General features: G+C 32.6%; 24 protein-coding genes. 17 read left to right on the forward strand and 7 right to left on the reverse strand.

The features are described 5' to 3' along the window. Nucleotides 1–30 precede the first annotated feature (30 nt). Entirely contained in the window at nt 31–1,167 is a 1,137-nt protein-coding gene (locus tag ACJDUG_RS09510; protein ID WP_406769662.1) for a tetratricopeptide repeat protein, read from the forward strand. A gap of 20 nt (nt 1,168–1,187) precedes the next feature. Further along, nucleotides 1,188–1,730, forward strand: a complete 543-nt coding sequence (locus ACJDUG_RS09515) for a DUF3267 domain-containing protein (RefSeq protein ID WP_406769663.1) — start codon at nt 1,188–1,190, stop codon at nt 1,728–1,730. An 85-nt stretch (nt 1,731–1,815) separates the two neighbouring features. On the opposite strand, the gene ACJDUG_RS09520 is transcribed toward ACJDUG_RS09515, so the two are convergent. The 4 genes from ACJDUG_RS09520 to ACJDUG_RS09535 form a co-directional block, all read right to left on the reverse strand. Beyond that, the gene (locus ACJDUG_RS09520) at nt 1,816–2,037 is read right to left on the reverse strand and encodes a DUF2922 domain-containing protein (RefSeq protein WP_406769664.1); all 222 of its coding nucleotides are present in this window, start codon (nt 2,035–2,037) and stop codon (nt 1,816–1,818) included. Nucleotides 2,038–2,083: 46 nt separating this feature from the next. Next, nucleotides 2,084–2,308, reverse strand: coding sequence for a DUF1659 domain-containing protein (locus ACJDUG_RS09525; RefSeq protein ID WP_406765681.1), 225 nt, complete (start codon nt 2,306–2,308; stop codon nt 2,084–2,086). 214 nt (nt 2,309–2,522) lie between these two features. Beyond that, entirely contained in the window at nt 2,523–3,470 is a 948-nt protein-coding gene (locus tag ACJDUG_RS09530) for a permease prefix domain 1-containing protein (RefSeq protein WP_406769665.1), read from the reverse strand. Then, nucleotides 3,457–3,810: a PadR family transcriptional regulator gene (locus ACJDUG_RS09535; RefSeq protein ID WP_479723034.1), complete on the reverse strand. Its 354-nt coding sequence runs from the start codon at nt 3,808–3,810 to the stop codon at nt 3,457–3,459. The genes ACJDUG_RS09530 and ACJDUG_RS09535 overlap by 14 nt, the downstream gene beginning before the upstream one ends. Before the next feature lie 191 nt (nt 3,811–4,001). Here ACJDUG_RS09535 and ACJDUG_RS09540 point away from each other — a divergent pair, with 191 nt between their 5' ends. Together ACJDUG_RS09540 and ACJDUG_RS09545 are read left to right on the forward strand one after the other, a co-directional pair. After that, nucleotides 4,002–6,224 (forward strand): SpoIID/LytB domain-containing protein, encoded by a 2,223-nt coding sequence (locus ACJDUG_RS09540; protein ID WP_406769666.1) that lies wholly within the window; start codon nt 4,002–4,004, stop codon nt 6,222–6,224. A 273-nt stretch (nt 6,225–6,497) separates the two neighbouring features. After that, complete coding sequence (locus ACJDUG_RS09545; RefSeq protein ID WP_406769667.1) at nt 6,498–6,839, forward strand: hypothetical protein; 342 nt, start codon at nt 6,498–6,500, stop codon at nt 6,837–6,839. A 115-nt stretch (nt 6,840–6,954) separates the two neighbouring features. Here ACJDUG_RS09545 and ACJDUG_RS09550 read toward each other — a convergent pair whose 3' ends face one another. Next, nucleotides 6,955–9,525 (reverse strand): FAD-dependent oxidoreductase, encoded by a 2,571-nt coding sequence (locus tag ACJDUG_RS09550; protein ID WP_406769668.1) that lies wholly within the window; start codon nt 9,523–9,525, stop codon nt 6,955–6,957. Nucleotides 9,526–9,859: 334 nt separating this feature from the next. On the opposite strand from ACJDUG_RS09550, the gene ACJDUG_RS09555 reads away from it, so the two are divergent. Next, nucleotides 9,860–10,771, forward strand: a complete 912-nt coding sequence (locus ACJDUG_RS09555; protein WP_406769669.1) for an N-acetylglucosamine kinase — start codon at nt 9,860–9,862, stop codon at nt 10,769–10,771. A 107-nt stretch (nt 10,772–10,878) separates the two neighbouring features. Further along, the gene (locus ACJDUG_RS09560) at nt 10,879–11,964 is read left to right on the forward strand and encodes a DUF871 domain-containing protein (RefSeq protein ID WP_406769670.1); all 1,086 of its coding nucleotides are present in this window, start codon (nt 10,879–10,881) and stop codon (nt 11,962–11,964) included. Nucleotides 11,965–12,037: 73 nt separating this feature from the next. Here the strand turns inward: ACJDUG_RS09560 and ACJDUG_RS09565 are convergent, their stop codons facing one another. Next, the gene (locus ACJDUG_RS09565) at nt 12,038–14,263 is read right to left on the reverse strand and encodes a glycoside hydrolase family 65 protein (protein WP_406769671.1); all 2,226 of its coding nucleotides are present in this window, start codon (nt 14,261–14,263) and stop codon (nt 12,038–12,040) included. Between the two features lie 132 nt (nt 14,264–14,395). Then, nucleotides 14,396–15,058: a beta-phosphoglucomutase gene (gene pgmB / locus ACJDUG_RS09570; protein WP_406769672.1), complete on the reverse strand. Its 663-nt coding sequence runs from the start codon at nt 15,056–15,058 to the stop codon at nt 14,396–14,398. A 428-nt stretch (nt 15,059–15,486) separates the two neighbouring features. Here pgmB and ACJDUG_RS09575 point away from each other — a divergent pair, with 428 nt between their 5' ends. From ACJDUG_RS09575 to ACJDUG_RS09625, 11 genes are all read left to right on the forward strand, one after another. After that, entirely contained in the window at nt 15,487–16,437 is a 951-nt protein-coding gene (locus tag ACJDUG_RS09575) for an AAA family ATPase (protein WP_406769673.1), read from the forward strand. Between the two features lie 13 nt (nt 16,438–16,450). Then, nucleotides 16,451–17,563, forward strand: a complete 1,113-nt coding sequence (locus ACJDUG_RS09580; RefSeq protein ID WP_406769674.1) for a DUF58 domain-containing protein — start codon at nt 16,451–16,453, stop codon at nt 17,561–17,563. A 24-nt stretch (nt 17,564–17,587) separates the two neighbouring features. Beyond that, complete coding sequence (locus ACJDUG_RS09585; RefSeq protein WP_406769675.1) at nt 17,588–18,829, forward strand: hypothetical protein; 1,242 nt, start codon at nt 17,588–17,590, stop codon at nt 18,827–18,829. 131 nt (nt 18,830–18,960) lie between these two features. Further along, the gene (locus ACJDUG_RS09590; RefSeq protein WP_406769676.1) at nt 18,961–19,554 is read left to right on the forward strand and encodes a hypothetical protein; all 594 of its coding nucleotides are present in this window, start codon (nt 18,961–18,963) and stop codon (nt 19,552–19,554) included. Between the two features lie 317 nt (nt 19,555–19,871). Next, nucleotides 19,872–20,240 (forward strand): DUF6514 family protein, encoded by a 369-nt coding sequence (locus ACJDUG_RS09595; RefSeq protein ID WP_406769677.1) that lies wholly within the window; start codon nt 19,872–19,874, stop codon nt 20,238–20,240. Between the two features lie 114 nt (nt 20,241–20,354). Further along, the gene (gene acpS, locus ACJDUG_RS09600) at nt 20,355–20,789 is read left to right on the forward strand and encodes a holo-ACP synthase (RefSeq protein ID WP_406769678.1); all 435 of its coding nucleotides are present in this window, start codon (nt 20,355–20,357) and stop codon (nt 20,787–20,789) included. Next, nucleotides 20,752–22,254: an NAD(P)H-hydrate dehydratase gene (locus tag ACJDUG_RS09605; protein WP_406769679.1), complete on the forward strand. Its 1,503-nt coding sequence runs from the start codon at nt 20,752–20,754 to the stop codon at nt 22,252–22,254. The genes acpS and ACJDUG_RS09605 overlap by 38 nt, the downstream gene beginning before the upstream one ends. A 149-nt stretch (nt 22,255–22,403) precedes the next feature. After that, complete coding sequence (locus ACJDUG_RS09610; RefSeq protein ID WP_406769680.1) at nt 22,404–23,012, forward strand: germination lipoprotein GerS-related protein; 609 nt, start codon at nt 22,404–22,406, stop codon at nt 23,010–23,012. A 51-nt stretch (nt 23,013–23,063) separates the two neighbouring features. Then, nucleotides 23,064–24,224 carry an alanine racemase gene (gene alr, locus ACJDUG_RS09615; protein WP_406769681.1) on the forward strand — a complete coding sequence of 387 codons (1,161 nt, stop codon included), beginning with the start codon at nt 23,064–23,066 and terminating at the stop codon, nt 24,222–24,224. A 170-nt stretch (nt 24,225–24,394) separates the two neighbouring features. Then, a complete protein-coding gene (locus tag ACJDUG_RS09620) occupies nt 24,395–24,715 on the forward strand; it encodes a CopG family ribbon-helix-helix protein (RefSeq protein ID WP_406765661.1) in 321 nt (106 codons plus the stop codon). Beyond that, a complete protein-coding gene (locus tag ACJDUG_RS09625; RefSeq protein WP_406765660.1) occupies nt 24,675–25,022 on the forward strand; it encodes a type II toxin-antitoxin system PemK/MazF family toxin in 348 nt (115 codons plus the stop codon). The genes ACJDUG_RS09620 and ACJDUG_RS09625 overlap by 41 nt, the downstream gene beginning before the upstream one ends. Nucleotides 25,023–25,127: the final 105 nt, after the last annotated feature.

Raw genomic sequence — 25,127 nt, forward strand, 5'->3', positions numbered from 1 at the left:
ATATTATTTAGAAAAGGGGATGTTATTTAAATGAGTATGGAGCAGGAACACGACGATGATGATACTAAGATTTTCATGGAAGAGCAGAAGGCATCAATAGAGTTTTCTGATGGTGCTAATGAGGCCCCTACGGATACTTTTTGGGGATGTAAGAACTGTGGAAGCTTGGATATTGAGGAGGGGTACAACCTGAAGTTATGTAAGGAATGTAGGGACAAGCTTTCTAGAAGACCTATTCCAAAACAGATAAAGCTAGTTTCACTACTTATTATTTTAGTTATACTTTTTTCTCTATGGAAGTTTCCAAAAAGTATTAGCTCAGGAGTTGAGTATGAAAAAGGGCTTCAAGCTGAAAAAGCCTCAAAATATGTAACAGCAATTTATCATTATGAAAATGCATTAAAGGAGCATCCAGAATCCGATAAGGCATTAGTAAGGCTGTATGTATCATATTATGAAGATGAAAGAATAGGAGATGCATATAAGGTATTTGACGAGATTGCAGGTACATCGCCTTCTGAAAAGAAAATGAAAAAAGAATTGGTTGATGAGGTTAATACAACAACAAATAAACTTGATACATATTATAGCCCAAGTAATGAATTATACGATAAAATAAAAAACCTGCAGAATTCCAAGACTGAGGATATTGTGAATATTGTGAAGCCTATTGTGGATAAAAATCCTAAAGAGGTATATGGAGCATATTATCTTGCAAATTTATATTTTGATATGAAAAATTTTAATGAAGCAAATCAAGTTTTGTCTAGGGTAATTAGTAATTATCCTGATTTTTATGCAGGATATCTTCTTCAAGCTGCTACCTATAGAGAACTAGGTAAGTATGATGAAGGTGTGGCCTATTGTAATAAGGTTCTAAAGCATAATACTGAAGATGTAGGAGCTTTTATAACCTTATCGAAGATTGAGCTTAAACGCAGGAACAATGCTAAAGGCCTTGAATATGCAAAAACAGCATATAATATAGATAGTCAAGATACCTCTGTAATCGCAAATCTTGCATTAGCTTATCATTATAATAATTTAATCACTGAAAGAGATAAATACTACAAAATTTATCAGAACTCAAATGCTACAGATAAATATACTGATAACCTGCTGAAATCAATTTTTGATGGTACTTTGCAGTGGCAAAAGCAAATTTAGGATAAAAGGAGAATTAAACAATGCTTATACCTGGATTTATAATAACAATTTTAACTTTTCCTGGGGTTATCGTTCATGAAATTGCTCACCAGCTATTTTGCAGATTATGCAGGGTTGCTGTTCTTGATGTATGTTATGTTAGGGTAGGGAATCCAGCAGGATATGTGATACATGAGAGACCAAAAAGTTCAGTTCAGCAAATCATGATAGGAATTGGACCCTTTCTTATAAATACAATTTTGGGAGCTTTAATTGCACTTCCGGCAGCAATACCAATATTATATTTTGGGGATAAATTTACAGGTACCAATATTTTAGACTTTTTTCTTATTTGGCTTGGGGTTTCCATAGCAATGCATTCCTTTCCAAGCACAGGAGATGCACAAAGTCTTTGGAAAACGGTTAAAGACAAGGAAACTCCTATACTTACAAAGATTTTAGGTACACCGATTGTATTTCTAATCTATATTGGTGCCATGGGATCAGTTGTATGGCTTGATTTATTCTACGGAATTGCAGTAGCAACTTTTATTCCTAACTTAATTATTCGTATAATAGCCTAACAGTATAGTTGCAGATAGCACAATTAGGTTTCCTAATGAATATATAAAACATAAAAGAAAAAGGGGTACAGAATACCCCTTTTTCTTATCTAACTTCAAGTGTGGTAACATTCTTCTCAGTAATCTGAGCAGTTTGCCTGGTTATCAAATCTCCACCTGAAAATTGAAATATATTCTTTGAAATTATAACATCCATAGCAGCAGATATCTCTTCTTCTGTAACATTATCTCTTACACCAGGAAGAGAAATACTTGCTTTTGAGCCTGAGCTATTTAAAAATGTCATAACTAAAGTTTTTTCAGCCATATCATTTTTCTCCTTTCAATTAATTTAAGTTAATTAGTTTATGGAACTAGCCATTAATAAGAAAGCAATCATTACTTCTTAAAATGTCATTTAACTCATATTCCATAAGACCTGCAAGAGCAGCTGCAGTGTCATAAACATTTTGATCAGTTGCAGTTACCTTTACATTAGAGAATTTCTTAGTTTTGATTATGTCTTTTCCTGTTGAATCTATGCCGTTCTTATATCTTATAGTAACGGCTGATTGTGCTAATGTGTTTTGAAGAGCCATAAAGCTTCACCTCCTTCTCCTCTTTTCTCTTGACAGACATAAATATGCACTACAAGGTTTTATTATCAAAATTAGTAATAAAAAAATTACATGAACTGACGTAATCATCAGCTCATGTAACATATTTTATATATTCTAGTTATTTATCTTAGTTAGTATATATTTTACGACTATATTTTTCTTCAATGCATTCTATTTATTCGTTTTTAATGTGCTAAAATGCGCTAAAGGCTCCAAATAATATGCCAGTAACTGGGAAGATAATCCAGCATATATACCAAAGGTTAAACACAAGACCTGCCACCAAAAATGCACAGGTAGCTAGTGGCCATACAAGTGCAGCTACAGCGCCGATAACCTTATTTTCCTGTTTACGAATAGGGCTAAATTCGTCTTTTTTTAAAAGCTTTTTATAGGCATCGGATAGACTTCCAACTCTAATGAAGATAAATACAGCAGCTGCTATCATTATTAAAAGCAGGCTTGCACCATAAGTTGTGGCATAACTGCCAAACAGGGAAGCAATAATTACAACAACTGGTGATAGGATGCAGAGGCAAACACCTGCAATTATTCCAATAGTTTTTTTGGGTGAAATTACAGAATACTCGTTAGCTAAAATAGATTTTGTAGTTAAGTCAATTCCAAACTGTCCTTCATCTAAATACTTAAATTTTTCTAATTTAGTTCCGGAATAAATAAACATGCCTACTGCTGGAACGATAAATAGAAATAGTAAAATTACAGAAGGAGTATTTTGGACCTCATTTGGGAGAGCTTGAAATATTAGCTTGTTTTCAACTAATTGTGATAAGAATACTAGAAGTGACACTCCAACCAATATTAATGACACTCCTATGCCAATTAGGTTTGAAGTTTTTTGCTTTAAAAATATAAACTCACGGGCTTCTTCTAGGCCAATGGTTGTAAGTGTCTCTTCCGCCTTAGTGATGTTTATTCCCATTTCATTTAATAATTCATCAATATTTCCAAACTCTGAAATAACAATTCCAATTGCCTCATTTTCTGTTTTTCCTTCATCTTTTAATTCATAGTATTTTTCTTCCATATTATTCAAAAGCTCATTTTTTAAGCGCAGAATTTCTTCTGTTTTAGGTAATGCCTTAAACATGTTTTCCAAATAACCTTTAATGGTCTCCATTGATATCAAGCTCCTTTATAAATTTATTTATAACATCTTTAGTTATTTTCCACTCTCCGCATTTTTCTTTATAGTAATCTATGCCAGTTTGGGTAATTTTAAAGTAAGTTCGCCTTTTTCCGAAGGTTTCATCACTGTAGTAAGACTCAATGTATCCATTCTTCTCAAGACGATTAAAGGCTGAATAAAGTGTAGTCTCCTTCATAACATACTGTTCCTTTGTCATTGATCGTATATTTTTTGAAATCTCATAGCCGTAAGAATCACCCTCTAAGAGAAGGTATAATATAATTGTGTCATTGTATCCTCGTATTACATCACTACTAATCAATTCTGTCACTCCTTATTAAATGACTACTACGTCTGTCATACTACATCTGTCGTAGTAAAATAAGTATAACATAATTACTACGACAGGTAAAGTACTTTTTGTAGATTTTTATGATTTTACTTTAAACCATTACCTACTATGGTATAATAAATATTAATGGGTTTTCAGATAAAAACTCTACAATCTAAGGAGGATGATTAATGTTTAGTAAAAGATTTAATAAGTTAATAGCACTTTCTACTATTGCAGCAGTATTAATTAGCAGTCCAATTATTGGACAAGCTGCATCAATTTCTGATACTTACATGAAGGGAATTTCTGTGGGTTTAACTTCTGTGGGTAGTATTAAGACCTTGGATTTTACACTAACTGGTGATTACATAATTGATGGACAAGGTGTAATTATAAGTGGAAATAGTGGGAGTAATAGGTATAATATCTGTTTATCAACAAATTCTACATTAAATTTATATAAAAATGGGGTTTTATTTTATTCAGCAAATAGTGATATAACAATAAAGCCATTAAATACAAATACCTTTATTCAATTTAAAAAGAAGACAGAAGATCTAAATCCTTTTCAATATGCGGGAAGTATGACTTTTAAAAATAATGGGACAAGCTTTTCTTTAATAAACAATTTAAAAATAGAAGACTATTTAAAAGGAGTAGTTCCTTATGAGGAACCAAATAGTTGGCCTGTAGAGTCACTTAAGGCCCAGTCAGTTGCTGCTAGAACCTATGCAATTGGAAATGCAGGAAAGTACTCGAAAAGCGGATACGATTTAACTGATGATACAAATTGCCAAGTATATAATGGTTATTCTGATGGTTTTAAAAATTCCAATACTGCAGTAGATGCCACTTCGGGTAAAGTATTAATCTATAATGGTCCAACTATCGGTTCTGCAATAAATGGATCGGCTATTGACGCACTTTTCTCAGCAAGTAATGGCGGCTATATGGAAAGATCAGAAAATGTTTGGACAGCAAGTCTACCATACTTTAAAGATATGTCAGATCGATTTGATACAAACAATCAATGGTCAGTAACATATACTAAAACAGATCTTGAAAGGCTATTAAAACAAAAATTAAATGGTGGTACATTTGATTCTATAGATATACCAAGCATTACCACCTTTAATAGTGGCAGAATTAGTGGTATGAACATAAATTATATAGATAATACAACAAATCAAATATCTCCTACTCCATTAAAATTAGGAAAAGAGGCAGCTAGAACATTTTTTTCCTTAAACAGTGCCCTATATAAGGTAAAGCTTAATGCGGATGGAAGCTACACCTTTACTGGAAGTGGTAATGGGCATGGTGTGGGGCTTAGCCAGTGGGGATCCTACTATATGGCAAAGGCAGGACTACCATATAATGATTATAATTATATTTTAAATTATTATTATAATCAGAATAATAATGTTCAGTTACAAAATGCATATTCTGGTGGTAAAATTATAAATACAACTAATAGAATAGGTGGACTAAATAGATATGAAACCTCAGTACAAATTGCTAATAATATGTATAGTAACAAAATAGACAATGTTGTATTAGCAACAGGTAGTACTTTTCCAGATGCATTATCAGGCTCAGTGCTTGCAAAAGCTGTATCAGCCCCAATCCTTTTAGTGGGGACAAAATCTACTTCAACAGAAAGTTTACAAGCTTTAAATTATATTAAAAGTCATTTAAATCCAGGAGGTAAGGTTTACTTATTAGGTGGAGAAGGAGTTATAAGCAAAGAGTTTTATGATACGTTGACTAAAATGGGCTATAATTCTATAAGATTAGGTGGTTCAACTAGATTTGATACTAACAATCAGATAGTAAATCAATTAAAAGCATTAAATGCAGTAAATTCAACAGGACTTGTTATAGCAACTGCCAATAACTTCCCTGATGCTTTAAGTATATCTCCTGTAGCAGCATTAAACGGATGGCCTGTACTTTTATCTAATAAGGATAGTTTAACTGCCGATGAGGAAAGTTATATTAAATCAATGAAGCCTGATAAGGTTTATATTGCTGGTGGTAATGGTGTAGTTACGGACGCTGTTTTAAACAGAATAAAAACTCTTTTAGGCTATGGTGATGACAAAGTTATAAGACTTTGGGGAAGTGACAGGTATGCAACAAGCAGAGTTATTAACAGTACCTTATTTGATACTCCAAATAAGATAGGTATTGCTACAGGTCTACAATTTGCTGATGCACTTTCTGGTAGTGTATATGCTGCTCTTAATGGGGCGCCAATAGTTTTGGTAGACCCAAGTAAGGTAACAGAAGCTCAAAATTATATAAAATATGCTGGCAGCAATGCAAACAGTATAAACGCAACAATATTTGGACAAACTGGTGCCGTGAATGTTAACGTACTTAGTTCTTTAACTAGCGTAACTAATTAAGATAGATGTGGCAGGGGGATATTTTATTTCTTCTGCCACATTTTCTGATTTAAATACAAGATAGATATACCTAAATATTAAATTTATTTGTAAATTACTACTGGGTTGTTCCGGTAGTAATTTTTTTAGGTTGTATTAGAGAAATGAATTCATGCCAAATTAGGTAATGATGTTAAATATTTGAAATATATTTCAAACTCTTGTATAATTAAGTAAATATTGCTTAAGAGAATAGACTTCATTTCCATAATTTAATTAAAGGGGATGTATGGGATGGGATTTCTTAAATCAAAAGAATTTTTTAGACTTGGGGAGAATGATGTATTTAGTATAGTACACTTTTTGTATTATATGGGTTTTCCTATTATATTATTTAAAGCTTTTCAATTTGGAAAGGCAATTAAGTTACAAAGTATTGTTAATAAAGTTGGAATGGGAAATGTAAATATAGATCCAAGTAATTTTAATATGTATGGTATTACTTGGTTTGACTCTTTTAAGGGATTTATTGGAGGTATAATATATTTTGTAGTAATCATAATAATTTGGAAGCTTATTTGCGAATTGATTTTTGTGCTTTTTAAGTTTTTTGAAAGTAACACTAGAAAAGAATAGAATGATAAATTCTATTCTTTTTTTAGTATTTTACATTTCTATTGTTTTTTCCAATACAGCAAGCTTTTCTTATGACATATTGTCTTAGTTAATGCAGCAGTCCGTGCCGCATGCCTTAAATTTCTGCCTTTAAAACCTCACTCATGCTCTTTCTAGCCTGAATAGCCTTCATAAGTCTCACGGACTTGCTTGTATCATTCATTAAAATTCCACCAACTATAACACCATGTTTGAAGAATAGCTTTTTGTAAATTCTCTTTTCAGCATCTTCGTGTTCTATGACCTCGGTGCTTTCTCCATTAGGTTTAACTTCACCTACAGAAAATATTTGAGTATTCATGGCATTGAAAATTACAGAATTTGCAAAGGATTTAAGAAGGGTTTCCTCTCCAACAGCATTCGCACCAGCTGTTTTACCCATTTCTGAAGCAGAAGGCCAAGTGCCGTATACTTTGCCATTTAGCTCTGCACAGTCACCGCAGGCATAAATATCTTTAACATTTGTTTCCATTTTTTCATTAACTATTATCCCTCTATTAACTGCAATACCAGCATCTTGAGCTAAACCTATATTAGATCTTATACCTACAGAAAAGATAATTAAGTCGGCTGGAAGTACCTTTTCGCTTTTTAATTTTAAGCCGGATACTCTAGAATCACCTAGAATCTCCTCTGCAGCTTCGTTAGTCAAGACATGGACACCAGCATCCTTAACTGATTTCTCAAGTAGCTTTGAGGCTTTTTCATCTAATTGAATATTTAAAAGCCTTGGTGCTAATTCTACCACTGTTACATTTAATCCTGCTTCTTTCATTTCTGAGGCTGCTTCAAGTCCGAGTAAGCCGCCTCCCACAACTATGGCATTTTTCCTTGCTTTAATTTCTTCCTTAACCTTCTTAGCATCTTGCAAATCTCTTATCGAATAAATACCTTGCTTATCATAACCCTTAATAGGTGGGATAAAATTTCTAGCACCAGTAGCTAAAATCAACTTATCATAAGATATGTTTTCTTTATTATCTAGTATTAGGACTTTGTTTTCTTTATCAATAGTTTCTACTTTATTATCAAGCAGAACCTCTATATTATTTTTTTCGTACCATTCCTTAGGAGATACGAAGAAGCGCTTATCTGAAATATCTGTAGTCAAATAATCAGAAAGCTGAGGTCTATAATAGGTCAGTACCTTTTCGCTGCTTATTAATTGAATTACAGCCTCACTATTTCTCTTTCTAATTGAGTCAGCTGCATAATAACCAGCAATACCGTTGCCGATTATTACATATTTTTCTTTTTTGCCTTGCTTAAATTCCACTTCTTCTCTTTTTACTTCTACAAATTGGTCAGCTGTTGCACCGCAAGCAGGGCATACCTCAGGGGCCTTTTCACTTTCGTATTCTTCTCCACAAACGATACATTTCCAGAGCTTTAAATTTGATTTACTCATCTTCTTAACTCCTTTACTTGAATTTTCCTTTATTTTTTCAGCTATAGTTTCGCCAAATATATAGGCTTTATTCAATTTTTCTTCATCCGGTTTAAAATTAATCCTTAGTCCAGGGGTTACTAGTTTCATTCTAAGGGCCTTTAGCCTAGTCTCAATGTTGGGAACAGCCTCTCCGCTCCAACCGAAGGATCCAAAGGCAGCTGCAACCTTGCCACCGTGTACTAAGGGGTTCATTTTTATTAAAAGCTCCATTATTGGCTCAAGGGCATCACCGTTAATAGTAGGAGAACCAAAAAGTACAGCATCTGCTTCATAAATTTTATCTAAAATTTCCTCTTGCTTATTATAAATTACATTGTAAAGGTCTATAATTGCATCCTTAATCTGTGACTTAATGCCATCAGCTATTTTTTTAGCTATCTCTTCAGTAAAACCGTAAGCTGAAACATATGGGATAACTACTCTTGTCTTTCCATCTTTAGGGGCTATTTCAGTGCTCCATTTTCTGTAGCTTTCCAAATAATATTTAATATTATTTCTTAATATAGGGCCGTGTCCTGTGCAAATTGTATCAATGTCTAAAGCTTGTATTTTATCTAGAGCCTTTAACACATGAGCTTTAAAAGGTCCCATAATACAGTCATAATAATATTTAAAGGACTCTAGATATTCCGCTTCCTTATCCTTTGGAATTAAATCATTAAACATTCCATCAAAGCAGTAATGGCTTCCGAAGGAATCACAGGTTAAAAGCAGTTTATCCTCTTCTACATAAGTATAAATGGTATCCGGCCAATGTAAAAAAGGCGCCTCAATAAATTTCAAGGTTTTATTACCAAGATTTAAGGTGTCATTTTCTCTAACTATTATGGACTCAAATGCTCTATTAGCAATTTGCTTTAAAAATCTAATTGCAGGTGCTGAACCAACTACCTTTGCATTTTTAGCATAGTCTAAAAGCTTTGCAACAGAGCCCGCATGATCTGGCTCTGTATGCTGAACTATAATATAAGCTACCTCATCAAAATTTACATTAAGTGACTTTAATCTTTCTAAATATTGAGGAAAGGTATGCTCTTTAACAGTTTCGAATATCGCAGTTTTTTCACTGCCTTTAATTACATAGGAATTATAAGTTGAACCATATGGAGTATACATAACAATATCAAAAATTCTAAGCTCAGGATCTAATGAACCTACCCAATATATATCCTTTTTAACCTCTAAGGCCTTCATCATTTTAAAACACCTCTCATAAACAAATCATAATTTTATTATTAAGTAATAGTAATTATTAATTAATTTTATTATAATATATTGTTAAATAAAAATCAACTAGGTTAAAAGGGTTATTTATGCATACGGCAGAAGAAACCTCCCTTTGCCACACTTTTGTATAAAATTAGTGTATTATTTTTAGTAGAGCATGATACACTATTATTGAACATAGATATATCAGCATTTAGGAAGGTTGGCACGAAAGTTGCTCTATAAAATTATGTAAAAACTCTTAACAAAGGAGGAAACTTAAATTAAGTTATAGAAATATTAATTTATAAGGAAGGTGATAATAATGAGATATATTATAGGTGTTGATGGAGGTGGAACCAAAACTGAATCCATTGCTTACAACCTAGAAGGTGAAGAAGTTGGAAGGGGTTACGGCGGTTTTGGAAATGCCTTACTTGGCTTTGATAAGGCCATAGAAAACATAGAGCTTTCAATGAAAAACTGCATTAAAGGTGTTGAAGAAGGTCATTATGATGCTAGTTGTGTATTTATCTACCTTGGACTTGCAGGTATAGAAGCTGAAAGTGTAAGATCAAAACTTGAAAAAACACTAAATGGTGATTTTAATCTACCAGTTAAAGCTGTTAATGATGCAGAAATAGCTCTTGCATCACTGTTAAAGGGCGAAGATGGGATTCTCACTATTTCTGGTACAGGCTCCATAAGCTATGGGCTGTATAATGGAAGGACAGAAAGGTCTGGGGGATGGGGACACCTTCTTGGTGACGAGGGCAGTGGCTATCACATAGCTATTAATGCCTTTAAAAATATGATTTTCGAGAAAGAACATAATTTACCGGCTAGTCCACTTTCAAAAGCCATTATGGAAAAGCTTTCTATAGAAAAGCCAGAGAATATTATAGACTTTATTTATTCTTCTGGTAAAGGAGATATTGCAAGCTTTGTACCTATCGTTGTAAAACAGGCGGAAGAGGGAGATGAAATTGCCGAGGAAATTTTAATAAAGGCTGGAAAAGACCTAGCGGAAATGACTTATAACTTATATAAGAAATTAAGCTTTAAAAATGAAGTTGCAATTGGAATAAAAGGCAGTATTTTAACAAAAGTAAAGCTTGTAAGAAATTCCTTTGAAGAGGCCTTAAGGGAACGTATAGGAAGCTTCTCTATTGTAGATGAAGAAGTTTCTCCTGCCAAAGGTGCATTCTATTTGGCTAAAAAGCTATTAGAAAATTAGATTGATAGAAAACCAATGAAATATCAAGAAGTAATAAGTATTCTAGTGGATGCAATGGTTATGTTAAGATGCATCCTGTAGAAAGAGAAATAAAAGGGGGGTTATAAATGAGACAATTAGGAATTTCAGTTTATCCAAATCACGCTTCCATGGAAGATAATTTGGCATATTTAAGACTTGCACATAAATATGGCTTTAGAAGGGTGTTCACCTGTCTCTTATCTGTAGAGGGAGAGAAGGACAAAGTAGTAGCTGAATTTAAGGAGGTAATTAAAGAGGCTAATATTCTCGGAATGCAGGTTATAGCTGATGTTAGTCCCAAAGTATTTAAGGATCTTGACATAAGCTATGATGACTTAAGCTTTTTTGATGATCTTGGTGCATATGGCATAAGACTGGATTTAGGTTATAGCGGCCTTGAAGAGTCACTTATGACCTTTAATCAATATGGACTTAATATAGAAATAAATATGAGCGGCGGTACTAAGTATTTAGAAAACATTATAAGTTTTAAGCCTAATTCTGAAAAACTTTTAGGCTGCCATAACTTTTATCCTCATAGATATACAGGATTAAGTTATGAACACTTTATATATTGTTCCAAGCAATTCAAGCAATTTGGAATACGAACAGCAGCCTTTATATCCTCCAATGCTGCAACCTTCGGACCTTGGCCAGTAAGGGAAGGACTGTGTACCTTGGAAATGCATAGAAATCTGCCTGTAACAGCCCAAGCTAAACACTTATTTGCAACTGGATTAATAGATGATGTAATTATAGCCAATGCCTTTGCCTCTGAAAAAGAACTAAAGGCTTTAAGTAAAATAAATAAAGAAAAAATCACCTTTGATATAGAAATTGTACCCAACATTCCTGAAATAGAAAAGAAAATTGTACTTGAAGAACTTCACTTTAATAGAGGTGATGCTTCTGCTTATTTAATAAGATCTACTCAAAGCAGAATTAAATATAAGAATCATGAGTTCGAACCATTTAATACTCCTAATATTAAGAGGGGAGATATTTTAATAGACACCTCACTTTATGGACAATATGCAGGAGAACTTCAAATTGCTCTTAATGATATGGAGAATTCAGGTAAGACCAATGTTGTAGGTAAAGTTGTAGAAGATGAGCTATTTCTCTTAGACTACATTGAAGCTTGGCAAAAGTTTGGATTAGTAGAAAGATAGTGTGGCAAAGGTACGTTTCTTGCGGCACAAAAAAGTGCCATAAGAAACGTACCTTTGCCTTGGTATCACAAGCTTACTGTGCTGTACACTTATAACTTCCGTCTTCCACCTTAACATCATACAATGATCCTCTAAACATAATCTTAAAGGAGAAGGACTTCCAATGACCAGGAATAAAGGGTTTAAAGGTTAGACGTCCATCCTTAACTCTCATACCTGCAAAGCCATGAATTACTGAAAGCCAGGTACCTGCCATGCTGGTTATATGACAGCCATCCTCTGTGTCATTGTTATAGTTATCTAAATCAAGCCTGGAGGTTCTCAAATACATTTCATAAGCCTTTTCCTTCATACCAAGCTTTGAAGCTAGTATTGAATGAACGCAGGGAGATAGTGAAGACTCATGAACTGTTCTAGGTTCATAGAAATTAAAGTTTCTTCTTATAGTGTCCTCATTATACTCATTCTCTAAGAAATATAGGCCTTGAAGAACATCAGCCTGCTTTATAAAGCAGGAACGAAGTATTCTATCCCAAGACCATTTCTGATTTATTGGTCTATCTTCCTCTGGAAGTTCAGAAACTAAAATTTGCTCTTTATCTAAATAGCTATCCTGCTGAAGAAAGATTCCTAATTCTTCATCTACAGGGTAGTACATGTTATCAATAATACTCTGCCATTTAGCTGTTTCCTCATCTTTTAGCTGAAGCTTAAGCTTTAAGGTCTCATAATTTTCTGGTTCATTATCTTTAAGATAAGCTATTACCTTTAAGGTATATTCCAAGGTCCATGAGGCAATTCTGTTTGTGTACCAGTTGTTATTAACGTTGTTTTCATATTCATTAGGGCCGGTAACTCCATGAATTATATACTTGCCTTTTCTATGTGCGAAATGAACCCTTTCTTCCCAAAAGCGGCTAATTTCTGCTAAAACTTCTAAACCATATTTACCTAAATAAGCCTTGTCTCCAGTATAATTTACGTAATTAAATATAGCATAGGCAATGGCACCGTTCCTGTGAATTTCTTCAAAGGTTATTTCCCACTCGTTGTGGCATTCTTCACCATTCATAGTTACCATTGGATATAATGCACCTTTTTTAAAACCAAGTTTCCTTGCATTTTCCTTAGCTTTTTCGAGATGCTTGTATCTATAAATTAAAAGGTTTTTTGCCACACTTTCCTCAGCAGTTGAAAGGTAAAAGGGAAGGCAGTAGGCTTCAGTGTCCCAATAGGTGCTGCCGCCGTATTTCTCACCAGTAAAGCCTTTAGGGCCTATATTTAACCTTTCATCCTCTCCAGTATAGGTTTGGTTTAACTGAAAAATATTAAATCTAATGCCCTGCTGAGCCTCTGGATCTCCTTCAATAACAATATCACTTTTATTCCACTTAATAGCCCAAGCTTCCTTCTGCTTTTTAAGTAATTCTTCAAAGCCCTCATTGTAAGCTCTAAGCAGCAATTCCTCTGCTTTAGCAGCTAACTCTTCCTTTTGATAATCTCTCGAAGTTATATTAGAGGTATATTTATAAACAGTAATTTCTTCGCCTTCTAGGGCATTAATAATTACTGTATTAGATACAAATTTTTTCGTTGTATTTACCTCTATATTTTCAGAAACTAATGATCCAGCTTTAAAAATGTCAAATTTCATAGAGGAGCAAATGTTAAAGTCCAAAAGCTTAGTTTTCATAACTAATGTAGAAATATCAGCAGATGGGATAAGATCCACTTGATTCCAAAATTTTTCTTCGTAATTAGAATCCTCATTTATAACATCCCCGTCTAAATATGGAGTTATTTTTATTTCACCATTAAAATTTACAGGAATAATGGAGTAACGAATTGCTCCTATTTCAGAATAAACTGCACTTACAAATCTCTCTGAATTAACCTTAACTATATTTCCATTTGAAAGCTCAGCTGTAAAGGAGCGTTTTAGCGTACCTTCCTTCATATTGAGTATTCTATTAAAATTAAATACTTTAGCTTTTGCAAGATCTAAGGATAAACCATTAACTTTAATGTTAATGCCTATCCAATTTGTAGAATTAAGAACTTTTGCAAAGTATTCAGGATATCCGTTTTTCCACCAACCAACCCTTGTTTTGTCAGGATAATAAACTCCTGCCATATAACTGCCTTGCAGGGAATCGCCGCTGTAATGCTCCTCAAAATTTGCCCTTTGGCCCATATGACCATTTCCAATACTGCATACACTTTCAGCAACTTTATTTTGCTCCGGGCAAAAACCTTCTTCTATAATACGCCATTCATCAATCTTAAAATACTGGTTCATAAGCTATCTTCCTTTCAACTCTTAAAAAATTTTCACAGAAATGCTAAATACAAAAAGGCAAGTTAAATTAAAGGAAAATTAATACAATCGTTTGCATTAAAACTATAAAATTTAGGCAGCTTAAGCTACCAATTAAATCCCATTTGTTATTTTTTTTAGCTTCTCTATATCCATTTCCTTAAAGGAACTTATAACAAAGTCAGCTTTATTCAAAATTCTCGGAGACCCTATTCCTATGCTGTACATTCCAGCATTTATTGCAGCTTCGATTCCCACCTGGGCATCTTCAAAAACTACACATTCAAAAGGTGCTGCTTTAAGCTCCTCTGCACCCTTTAAGAAAACCTCTGGGTGGGGTTTAGCATTTGTAATTTTTGTTCCATCAATAACAGCATCTAAGTATTGAAGTATCCCAATATTCTTTAATATAAGCATTGCGTTTTTACTTACTGATCCTAGAGCAGTCTTAATATTGTTTTCTCTAAGTACTTTTATAAAATCTATTACACCAGGTAGAACCTCAGAGGAATCCATCTTTGATATATATTCAACATACCAGTGATTCTTCATTTCTGCCAGTTCTTCCTTTTTAGCAGCATCAAACGAAACGCCGCCGATTTCTAATAATATATTTAAGGATTCCATTCGGCTAACACCCTTAAGTCTCTCATTATCTTCCTTGGTAAATTCAAATCCCAATTTCTGAGCCAGTCTTTTCCAAGCCAAGTAATGATATTTTGCAGTGTCTACAATAACTCCATCTAAATCAAAAAGGCAAGCCTTTATTTCAGCCACAATAATCCCCCTTTGTTAATAGGTATATGCATACGTTAGCGCTTATGTAATTACTAGTATAGCATAGAATAGTCCAAAGGTTAATATGGTTTTTTAAAATTATTAAGCTTTATAATTATATACAAAAAAACTTCTTAAATAATATTGACCTATGGAATTATGCACAAAATCATTATGCTCATTTAAACTTATGAAAAGGACAATAGTAAATTTAAAAACATACATTGTAGAATTACTTACAAATTTGATGAAAAGTGATATAATTAGTAATAGTATTTTGCAATTAATTAATAATTAGAAATTAATTGTCAATATACATTAGTCAAAATTATGAAGAAGGCTAAGCAGATGTATTTCTATATTTGCACTGCAATTAGATGTATTAAGAGTATCATAGAATTAATTTTATTTAAAATTGGAGGCTTAAAATGGATGTTTTAAAATTCAAAGAATTTAGAGATAAAGTTAATGAAAATATTGGTAAGGTTATTATTGGAAAGAAAACTCACATTGATAAAATTATAGTTGCCTTTATTTGCTCCGGGCATGTACTTTTAGAGGACATACCTGGACTTGGTAAAACCAAGCTTTCAAAGGCCCTATCAAAAAGCTTAAACCTAAGCTTTAAAAGAATTCAGTTTACTCCGGATCTTTTACCTTCAGATTTAACAGGAATTTATTTTTATAATCAAAAAAGCGGGGAGTTTGAATTTAGAAAAGGACCATTGCTTAGTCAATTTGTTTTAGCAGATGAAATAAACAGAGCAACACCAAGGACCCAATCTGCTCTCTTAGAATGTATGGAAGAAAGGCAGATAACCGTTGAAGGTGAAACAATTAAGCTAAATAAGCCTTTTTTCGTTATGGCTACGCAAAACCCAGTGGAGCAGTTTGGAACTTTTCCATTACCTGAGGCTCAGCTGGACAGGTTTTTTATAAGATTAAGCCTTGGTTACCCGGAGTTTATGGAGGAAAAAGATATATTAGGTAGATTTATGGAAGAGGATCCTCTTGAGGGGCTAAGTGAAGTTGTTTCTTTTGAAGAAATTGCCTACGTACAGTCTAATTTCACAAAGGTTCATGTAAGTGAAGAAATTAAAAATTATATTATAGAGCTTGTTAATGCCACAAGAAAGCACAAAAAAATTGAGCTTGGGGCAAGTCCTAGAGCATCCTTAAACCTTATGAAGGGAAGCCAAGCTTTGGCAGCAATAAACTGCAGGGATTATGTAATACCAGAGGATGTAAAAGAAATGGCAAAACCTGTCTTAAGTCATAGAATTATTCTAAAAAATGACATTCAGGGAAGCTTAAGTAAGTCAGATGAAATAATTACGGATATATTAAATACAGTTCATACTCCTCTAGAACAGCTTTAAGCAAGGTGAAGTTATGACAGGGTACTATATTTTTATATTTATATTAATATTAATACTTTTACTTGCAGAGGTTACAGCTAAAAGAGGTTTTCAGGATTTGAGCTTAAAAAGAGAAGCTGCTGTTTCTTCTATTATAGAAGGTGAAAGTTTCAAGATGTCCATGATTATTGAAAATAATAAATGGCTAGCCGTATCCTTTATGCTTATTACTGAAAAACTGCCTATGGAATTAGTAATTTTTGAAGAAGAAAACTTAGAAAATTCAGGTGAGTCAAATTATCACATTACAAAGCTTAACGTAAGAGGCCGTGAAAGGGTAAGACGAACCTACAGCATTAGGGCTTCTAAGAGAGGAACTTACCTATTAAGAGAGGTAAAGATGGCTATAGGTGATGCTTTTGGGCTCAATACCAGAGATAGAGAGTTTGAGGATTATGTAGAGCTTTTAGTTTATCCGAAAGTTGTAGACTTAAAACAGCTTCAGTTTAATAATACTAGTTTTCAAGGAGATTCCATTATTAAGAGATGGATATATAAGGACCCGTTATATATTAAAGGTATTCGCGAATACAATGTTGAAGATAGAATGAAGGATGTACATTGGAAATCCAGTTTAAAAATGATGAGACTTATGGTTAAGGATTATGATTATACTGCTGAAATGGAATTAATGATAATATTAAGTGTGGAATGCGGAGAGCCTTATTATAGTTCTATTGATGACAAAGCAGTAGAAAGAGGCATAGCATTAGCTGCTGAACTTTCAAGGCAAGGTATTAAGGAAGGAGTAGCTGTAGGGTTCTGGTGTAATTCTCAGCTTATAAGTTATGGAGGGGAAGCAGTTAATGAAATAGCACCTTCTTTAAATTCCTTAAAGCATATAATGGAGCTTTGCGCTCGTATAGATTATACTCCAAGACTGAGTTTTAATGAGTATTTAATTGAAAAAAGCAAATTCTTTAATAAAAAGACTACTTATATTATAGTGGCGGACTTTTTAAATGAGGAGAGTATAGCAATAATTTCAAGACTAGCTAGAAATGGCTTTATCATTAAGCTTATCGATATTTCACCTAAAACAAAGCTGCCTTCTATAAAGGGAATAGAAAAGGCAATTTTTAAGTAAACTTTACGAAAAGGAGCTTTCTAAATGAGCTGGTACAGGCAAATTAAAATACTTTATACAGTAAGCAGCAATACCTTCTTTTTTATTATTTATGGTAGTATACTAAATGGAATTTTAGGAGGTAAAGTTCATTACGAACTTTTTTTGTTATCTCTTTTTTCTGCTTTTATCTTGGCTTATATGTTAGATAAAGCAAATAAACCTGCCATTTCAGCTTTTTCTGCATTTATTATTTCAGAAGCGATACTTTTTCTTATTTCCAACAAATCAAATCTTCTATATGGCAGCATCTATATTTGTTTTATATTATTTATTACTTATATGAGTGAACAGCAGGATGTTAATTATGAGGTTTATAAAAATAAAGCAAAGCAGGCTATTGCCATTCTTGTGGTTTTAGGCTTTATTTGCACCTTTTCAATGCTAAGTACACAGCAGTTTCTATTAAAGTTTTATTTAATCTTTCTAATTTCAACAAGTATTTTAATGAGAGAGGCAAGAAATTATTATTACAGTCTTAAAAATAATAAAAGCTTCATTACAAATATTGCTATCGCTGTTCTAGTAATATTTTTTTCGCTTGATAGTGTATTCAATAGAGTGCTTATTTGTTTAGGATTTTTAGAAAATGCTATTTACAAAGGAATTGAGTGGTTAACAGATGTACTGGTAATTTTAATAAATAAACCCCTTGAAATAATGATTAATTATTTAAAAATTAGCTTTTCAAATAAGCTGAATTCAACGAATAAAATATATATCAATCAGTATAATCCGCAGCTTAAGAATGATGAGGTATTAAGTACACCAGCATGGACTATTTGGCTTAGCAACATTATAAAAGTTATTCTTCTTTTGGCAATAATTTATCTTGCATATAAGTCACTATGTAGATTAAGAAGAAGGAAAAGTAAAAATTATAAGGAAATATCTCTAGATAGAGAGAAGCTTTCAAAGGATAAAAATTATAATACTTATTCTATAAAAAGGATACTTAAAAATATATTGAATATAAGTAATTCAAGAGAACAGGCAATAAATGTTTATAAAAAGTTTGAGCAGAAGACTAATGAAAAGGGCATATTTAGGGAGCATATGACTGCCAAGCAGCTAGAAAATATTACGAAGGCATATATTGAAAGGCCTGAAGGAATAAATAATTTAACAGACATTTATAATGAAGCAAAGTTTTCTTCTCATAAGATTAGTAAGGAAAAAGTTGAAGAAATAAAAGAAAGCTTTGCTAAGGTTAAAAATCAGCTTTAAAAGCCTTAACTACTTGCCTAAATTAGAAATTAATGGACTAATTGACCTTTTGTAGTCTTGTTTATAAATTACTATTGTATAGTTTCCCTTAATGCTGTGCAAAATAAATTTGTACGGAAGGGGAGATTTATGTGAGAAGCAAGGAATTCATGAAAAAATTATACAGGAAGTTTTCTGATTTTGTTGCTGTTGCCTCAGCTAGAGAGCTTGAATATTTTATTTTAGATTCAAGGTTTAGTTCTAATTTTAATTATAATATGAAGAAGCTTATTGATGAAATAAAAGAGGAGAAAAATGGAGACCTTGGTTTTACTATACTCTTTAATACAAACGGTGAAATTGCACTTATTAATGGAGATATAATTGGAAAGCACATTGGAAACAAATATAATTTAACAATAGAAGAATATTATAAAAATACTTCATTAAATAAAATAGTAAGAGATGTAATAAACGGAAGTGATAAAGCTAAAAAGGATTTTATTGATATTTCTTATTCAATCTTATACCGTACCTTAGCTGGTATATACAGCGAGATTAAGTGTAAGAAGGAAACCGTAGATAACTATAAAATAAGTTTCTTTTTAGAAGATTATTATGAAAATGATATAGGAGCAGTAATTGCTTGCATATTAATCCTTGAAGATATTTGTAAATATATAGGAATTCGAGAAAATTTGATGGTTGAAGCTGTAAAGGATGCAATATTAAATAAAAAATCATAATTCATTTTCTAAAAAAATTCGACAAAATTATCAGTAAATTATGCAAATATTCTAACAATTACAAATATATGGTATATTTTCTTACCCTTCAGCGTTAATTTTGTCACAATATAGAAATAAATAATTGTGGATAACTCTCAGATTATGACAATATTTTTCTGTGAATAATGTTAGTATTGTGACAAAGATACTTTGAGGGGGTGAAAACTGTATCCTAGAGCAGTTTATAAAGCAAGAGTAGTTATACACAACTGTTGATAAGTGTTGTGTATAATGTGTACAAGTTGCTTAAATTAAGTTTCTAAGATCAGGGATTTATGATGGTAGTTGAATGCATAACCAGGAATGAAAATTTTGAAGGTATTATGAAAAATTACATCTATAGGTTAACAAAAAACAGCTTCTCAATATCACTGGATGCCGAGAATTTAAGTGAAGATAAAATGGAAGTCCAAACCTACGGCATCGAAATAGAAAGACAGGATATTCTCAATGACTGTATAGTAAATATTGAGAGAGAAAGTGTTGAAAGCATCAGCCCATATAGACATAAAGTTCATGACTTGCTAAAACTTTTATCTGATAACTGCGTTTCTCCTATTCATTTAATAGAAATATTAGGGGAATATATCGATGAATACATATTAGACTTTAATGAAGATTTAAATAATATAGCAACTAATTAACAGCAAAAAAAGAGGGAAAACCTCTTTTTTTGTCCCATAAATATGATAATATATAATTAATTTGGCAGCAATTTAATTAATTTTGCTATGCACAATTTCCGGGTGGTGATTTGAATGATTTTAGGAATCGGTGTGGATATAGTTGAAATTCGCAGGATAAAAGCAGCTATTGAGAGAAAAGATAATTTTGTAAATAAGCTATTTAATAAAGAAGAAATTGAGTATTTAAAACTGAGAGGCCTTAGACCAGAATTTGTAGCAGGTAGATTTGCTGCAAAGGAAGCAGTATCTAAGGCACTTGGTACAGGGTTTAGAGGCTTTGGTTTTAAGGATATTGTAATAAATAGAACAGCTCTTGGTAAACCTACTGTAGAGCTTAAGGGTAAGGCAAGGCAAATTGCAAGTGAACTTGGAGCTAATGGCTATAAAATAGATATTAGTATTTCTCACGGTGATGACAGTGCCATTGCCTATGTAATTATAGAAGAATGTAAAGTTGAGGATGATGATTGTGAAAATAGCAACTGGACGAATAATGAAGGAAATTGATAAATACTGTATTGAAAAATTAAAAATTCCGGGAATTGTACTAATGGAGAATGCTGCCATTAAAGTATTAAATAATCTTGAAATACAAAAGTATAATTCATATACAATAATTTGTGGCAAGGGAAACAATGGAGGAGATGGTTTTGCAGCTGCAAGGCATTTGGCCATCCTTGAAAAAAATATTGAGGTTTTTTTAGTAGGCTCTGAAGAGGGCATGACAGAGGACTGCAGAACAAACTATAACATACTTAAAAACATGGGAATAAGAATAAACAATATTCATAATTTAGAAGATGCAAATGAGCTGAGAGATTCTATTGAGCGCAGCAGTGTTACAATAGATGCTCTTTTTGGAACTGGATTAATGAGAAATCTGGATGGAATTTATGATTTAGTTATTTCTATAATTAATGAAAACAGTTCCTACACCATATCAATAGATGTACCTTCTGGCTTTAATAATGACAGCGGCAAGATTATGGGCAACTGTGTTAGGGCAGATAAAACTATTACCTTTGAGCTGTATAAAAAGGGGTTTTTAAATTATGGCAGCAAAAGATATACTGGAGAAGTAGTAGTAGAGAATATTGGTATTCCAAGCTCTGCTGTTGATAGATTCCATGAGAAAGAATTTATACTGGATGAAGCTATGGTAAAAGCAAGGCTTAAAGCAAGAGATATATATGGGCACAAGGGTGATTATGGAAGAGTACTTTTAGTGGCTGGTTCTAGGGGATTTACTGGAGCTGCATATCTATTAACAGAGGCCGCTGTGAGAAGTGGTGCAGGTCTCATAACTCTTTGCTGCAGCGAAGACATTCAGCCAATATTAAGTACAAAGCTTACTGAGGCAATGACTATTAATTTTAATGAAACAGAAAGACTCTTGGATATTCTTAATAAGTGTAATTGTTTAGCTATAGGGCCTGGAATGGGAAATAATGAAGCTACTTTAAATACTGTTAAATTTCTTCTTGAAAAGGCAAATTGTCCAATTATTATAGATGCAGACGCCATAAATGTACTTAAAGGAAACCTGGAGTTACTAAAAAGCAGGGAAATGCCTGTAATTTTGACGCCTCATGTTGGTGAAATGTCCAGAATAACTGAGTTATCCATAGAATATATTCAAGAAAACAGAATAGAAGTTTCTAAAGAATTTGCTAAAGAGTATAAGGTTATAGTTATTTTAAAGGGCTATAATACTGTAATTACTGATGGATTAACAGTAATAATTAATCCAACTGGAAATAGTTCAATGGCTTCAGGCGGCATGGGAGATTGCCTTACAGGAATAATTGCTTCCTTTATAGGTCAAGGATACAAGCCGCTAGAGGCAGCAGCTCTAGTAGTATATATCCATGGTTTTTGTGGGGATAAACTTGCGGAAGAAATGTTCTGTGTAAGTGCCAGCAGTCTTCTTGAAAGCATACCATACATAATTAAAGAGCTGCAGCAGAAATAAATATTAGCAGTAATTTTTATGAGGTTATTTTTAACAACTGAAATTATAGCAAGTATTCATTTGAAATTAAGAAGCTGTAAGTTTATACGAATATTGCATAGACAAGCTGAATAGTATTAATAATGAGAGAAGCATTATTGGAGGAAAGCATGAAGAAAAGATTATTAATAGTATCAGCATTTGCATTAATATTATCTATACTATTTTCGGGCTGCAGAAAAGATAAAAATAATCCGAATGAAGCTATGGATTTTTTAAAAGGCTTAAATAGTTATAGTACAAGTTATAAGATGGAAATAATAAATAACAAGCAGATAATTACCTATGAGGGAAAACAATATTTTGACAAAAAGTTAGGTTACAGGCTTGAGCTTGGAGAAGATCGAGTGTTTATTTATAAAGATGATAAAATTTATGCTCACGACATAAAAAATAATTCTAATTACATATTAGATAAAGACTTTGATGATATATATAAAATTAGTTTCATTAAGGAGTATATAAAGCTTTTATATACAGATGAGAAAATAAAATTTGAGTATAAGACTATAGATAATGTAAAACTTCAGCTCATACATCTTACAATACCAGGAGGAAGCAGGGAAATGAGCAGAGCCGTAATGTACGTAAACATGAAAACTTATCACCCTGAAATGGTTATAGTTTATGATGAAAAAGGCAGTGAAAGAAGAAAAATTACCTATAGCAGCTTCGAAGCAAACCCTGCACTTGAGGAAAAATTGTTTAAAACTCAGTAATTTTGGAGTAGAATATAATTAATTATAATTACAAAAGACGGGGGTTTGAAAATGTTTAGGCACTTAAGACCAGTTTGGGCAGAGGTGGATTTAGATAAGCTTGCCCATAATATGAGAGAAATAAGAAGATTATCAAAAAGTAAGGACATCATAGCTATTATTAAAGCTGATGGCTATGGACATGGGGCATTAGATATTGCACCTACTCTATTAGAAAATGGTGCTACTAGAATAGCTGTTGCAGTACTTAGTGAGGCAATAGAACTTAGGCGCGGGGGGATAGAACAATCGATTATGATTTTAGGTTTTACACCTCCTAGCTTAATAGATATGTTAATTAGGTATGATATTGAGCAAACAGTTTTTTCTTATGACTTTGCAAAAGAAATTTCTTTAATGGCTCAAAGGAAAAATAAAATTGCAAGGATACACATTGCCTTAGACACTGGTATGGGGAGAATTGGTTTTCTTCCTAATGATGATAGTGCAGAAGAGGTATATAAAATCAGCAAATTGCCCAATATAATAATTGAAGGCCTATTTTCTCATTTTTCTTCAGCCGATGAAGAAAATAAAGAATATACAACCTATCAATTTAACAATTATAATAAATTTTATGAGAAATTAATACAAAAGGGAATAAAGATAAATGTAAGACATATTGCAAATAGCGCTGCAATAATTGATTTTCCAGAGTCGCATTTAGAGGCAGTAAGACCTGGCATTATTCTATATGGCTATTACCCATCAAATGAGGTTGACAAAAATAATATAGATCTAAAGCCGGTAATGTCACTAAAAACTAATGTTGTTCACATAAAAACACTTCCAGCTGGGGAATATATAAGTTATGGAAGAAAATTTAAAACAAATAGGGAAAGTGTTATAGCAACTCTGCCTGTAGGCTATGCAGATGGCTATACAAGGCTTCTTTACAATAAGGCTAAGGTCATTATAAATGGAAGCTTTGCACCGGTTATAGGTAGAATATGTATGGACCAATGTATGGTGGACATTACTGAAATAGGTAATGTAAATGTTGGGGATGAAGTTACTTTAATGGGTGAGCAGGACAATCTCAAATTTACAGCTGATAATATAGCAGAACTCATTGGGACAATTAATTATGAAGTTACCTGCATGATAAGCAAGAGAGTCCCCAGGGTGTATATGAAAGCTGGTAAGGTAGTAAAAATAAGAAACTATATATAAGCTGATGAACTTAAGATGGGAAAGACAAAATCTTACTTTGACATAATAATATAATATAATTATAATTAAAATGCTATACATATTTGCGCTCTTCATGCGTGAAATGACAATAAAGTATAAAACGTGCGGATGAGTACCTAGTACACATACCTTTAGGAGGCGTTATTCCCATGTCAGGGTCAAAAAAGCTAGTTGTTAACCTTAATGAGTCACTATATAATGAATTTAATAAAGCTTTAGAAGAAGATTGCAAAAAAAGAAGTGAATTTATTCGAGATGCTATAATATTATATATTGAGGAGAAGAAAAGACATGATGCTTTTGACCAGATGAAAAAGGGATATATGGAGATGGCACAGTTAAATCTTGAAATTGCAGATATGGGCTTTGCAAATGATGTAGAAGAGTTTAAAAAGTATGAAGCGAAGCTTGCGGAGAGTGATTTTCCAAATGACAATAGTAGTGAAAAGAGGAGATATATTCTATGCTGATTTAAGTCCAGTAATAGGATCTGAACAAGGCGGAATAAGACCTGTCATCATAATACAAAACGATGTAGGGAATAAATACAGTCCAACAGTAATCGTTGCTGCGATTACTTCACAGATAAATAAAGCAAAACTTCCAACACATGTTGAAATCTCCTCAGAAGAATATGGGTTAAATAAAGATTCTGTTGTTTTGCTGGAACAAATTAGAACCCTTGATAAAAAAAGACTAAAAGAAAAAATTGGTCATATGACTGAAAGTGATACCAAAAAGGTAGATGAAGCACTTACTATAAGTGTAGGGTTATAAAAAGGGGCATAATGCCCTTTTTTTAAATTAATAAATTAAAATAAAATTCCTTTATATATAGTTTTTCCTTGGGAAATAATTCATAATTAATAATGGAGTTTTCAT

The sequence above is a fragment of the Candidatus Clostridium stratigraminis genome (assembly GCF_045310675.1).
Classification (GTDB): Bacteria; Bacillota; Clostridia; order Clostridiales; family Clostridiaceae; genus Clostridium_AT; species Clostridium_AT stratigraminis.

Bases quoted from the DNA above. Each gene is read 5' to 3' on its own strand.
- ACJDUG_RS09555 (WP_406769669.1), top strand. From the start codon at position 9,860: ATGAGATATATTATAGGTGTTGATGGAGGTGGAACCAAAACTGAATCC.
- ACJDUG_RS09560 (WP_406769670.1), top strand. From the start codon at position 10,879: ATGAGACAATTAGGAATTTCAGTTTATCCAAATCACGCTTCCATGGAA.
- ACJDUG_RS09610 (WP_406769680.1), top strand. From the start codon at position 22,404: ATGAAGAAAAGATTATTAATAGTATCAGCATTTGCATTAATATTATCT.
- alr (WP_406769681.1), top strand. From the start codon at position 23,064: ATGTTTAGGCACTTAAGACCAGTTTGGGCAGAGGTGGATTTAGATAAG.
- ACJDUG_RS09585 (WP_406769675.1), top strand. From the start codon at position 17,588: ATGAGCTGGTACAGGCAAATTAAAATACTTTATACAGTAAGCAGCAAT.
- ACJDUG_RS09510 (WP_406769662.1), top strand. From the start codon at position 31: ATGAGTATGGAGCAGGAACACGACGATGATGATACTAAGATTTTCATG.
- ACJDUG_RS09575 (WP_406769673.1), top strand. From the start codon at position 15,487: ATGGATGTTTTAAAATTCAAAGAATTTAGAGATAAAGTTAATGAAAAT.
- ACJDUG_RS09545 (WP_406769667.1), top strand. From the start codon at position 6,498: ATGGGATTTCTTAAATCAAAAGAATTTTTTAGACTTGGGGAGAATGAT.
- acpS (WP_406769678.1), top strand. From the start codon at position 20,355: ATGATTTTAGGAATCGGTGTGGATATAGTTGAAATTCGCAGGATAAAA.
- ACJDUG_RS09550 (WP_406769668.1), bottom strand. From the start codon at position 9,525: ATGATGAAGGCCTTAGAGGTTAAAAAGGATATATATTGGGTAGGTTCA.
- ACJDUG_RS09565 (WP_406769671.1), bottom strand. From the start codon at position 14,263: ATGAACCAGTATTTTAAGATTGATGAATGGCGTATTATAGAAGAAGGT.
- ACJDUG_RS09525 (WP_406765681.1), bottom strand. From the start codon at position 2,308: ATGGCTCTTCAAAACACATTAGCACAATCAGCCGTTACTATAAGATAT.
- ACJDUG_RS09520 (WP_406769664.1), bottom strand. From the start codon at position 2,037: ATGGCTGAAAAAACTTTAGTTATGACATTTTTAAATAGCTCAGGCTCA.
- ACJDUG_RS09580 (WP_406769674.1), top strand. From the start codon at position 16,451: ATGACAGGGTACTATATTTTTATATTTATATTAATATTAATACTTTTA.
- ACJDUG_RS09540 (WP_406769666.1), top strand. From the start codon at position 4,002: ATGTTTAGTAAAAGATTTAATAAGTTAATAGCACTTTCTACTATTGCA.
- ACJDUG_RS09620 (WP_406765661.1), top strand. From the start codon at position 24,395: ATGTCAGGGTCAAAAAAGCTAGTTGTTAACCTTAATGAGTCACTATAT.
- ACJDUG_RS09625 (WP_406765660.1), top strand. From the start codon at position 24,675: ATGACAATAGTAGTGAAAAGAGGAGATATATTCTATGCTGATTTAAGT.
- ACJDUG_RS09530 (WP_406769665.1), bottom strand. From the start codon at position 3,470: ATGGAGACCATTAAAGGTTATTTGGAAAACATGTTTAAGGCATTACCT.
- ACJDUG_RS09515 (WP_406769663.1), top strand. From the start codon at position 1,188: ATGCTTATACCTGGATTTATAATAACAATTTTAACTTTTCCTGGGGTT.
- ACJDUG_RS09595 (WP_406769677.1), top strand. From the start codon at position 19,872: ATGATGGTAGTTGAATGCATAACCAGGAATGAAAATTTTGAAGGTATT.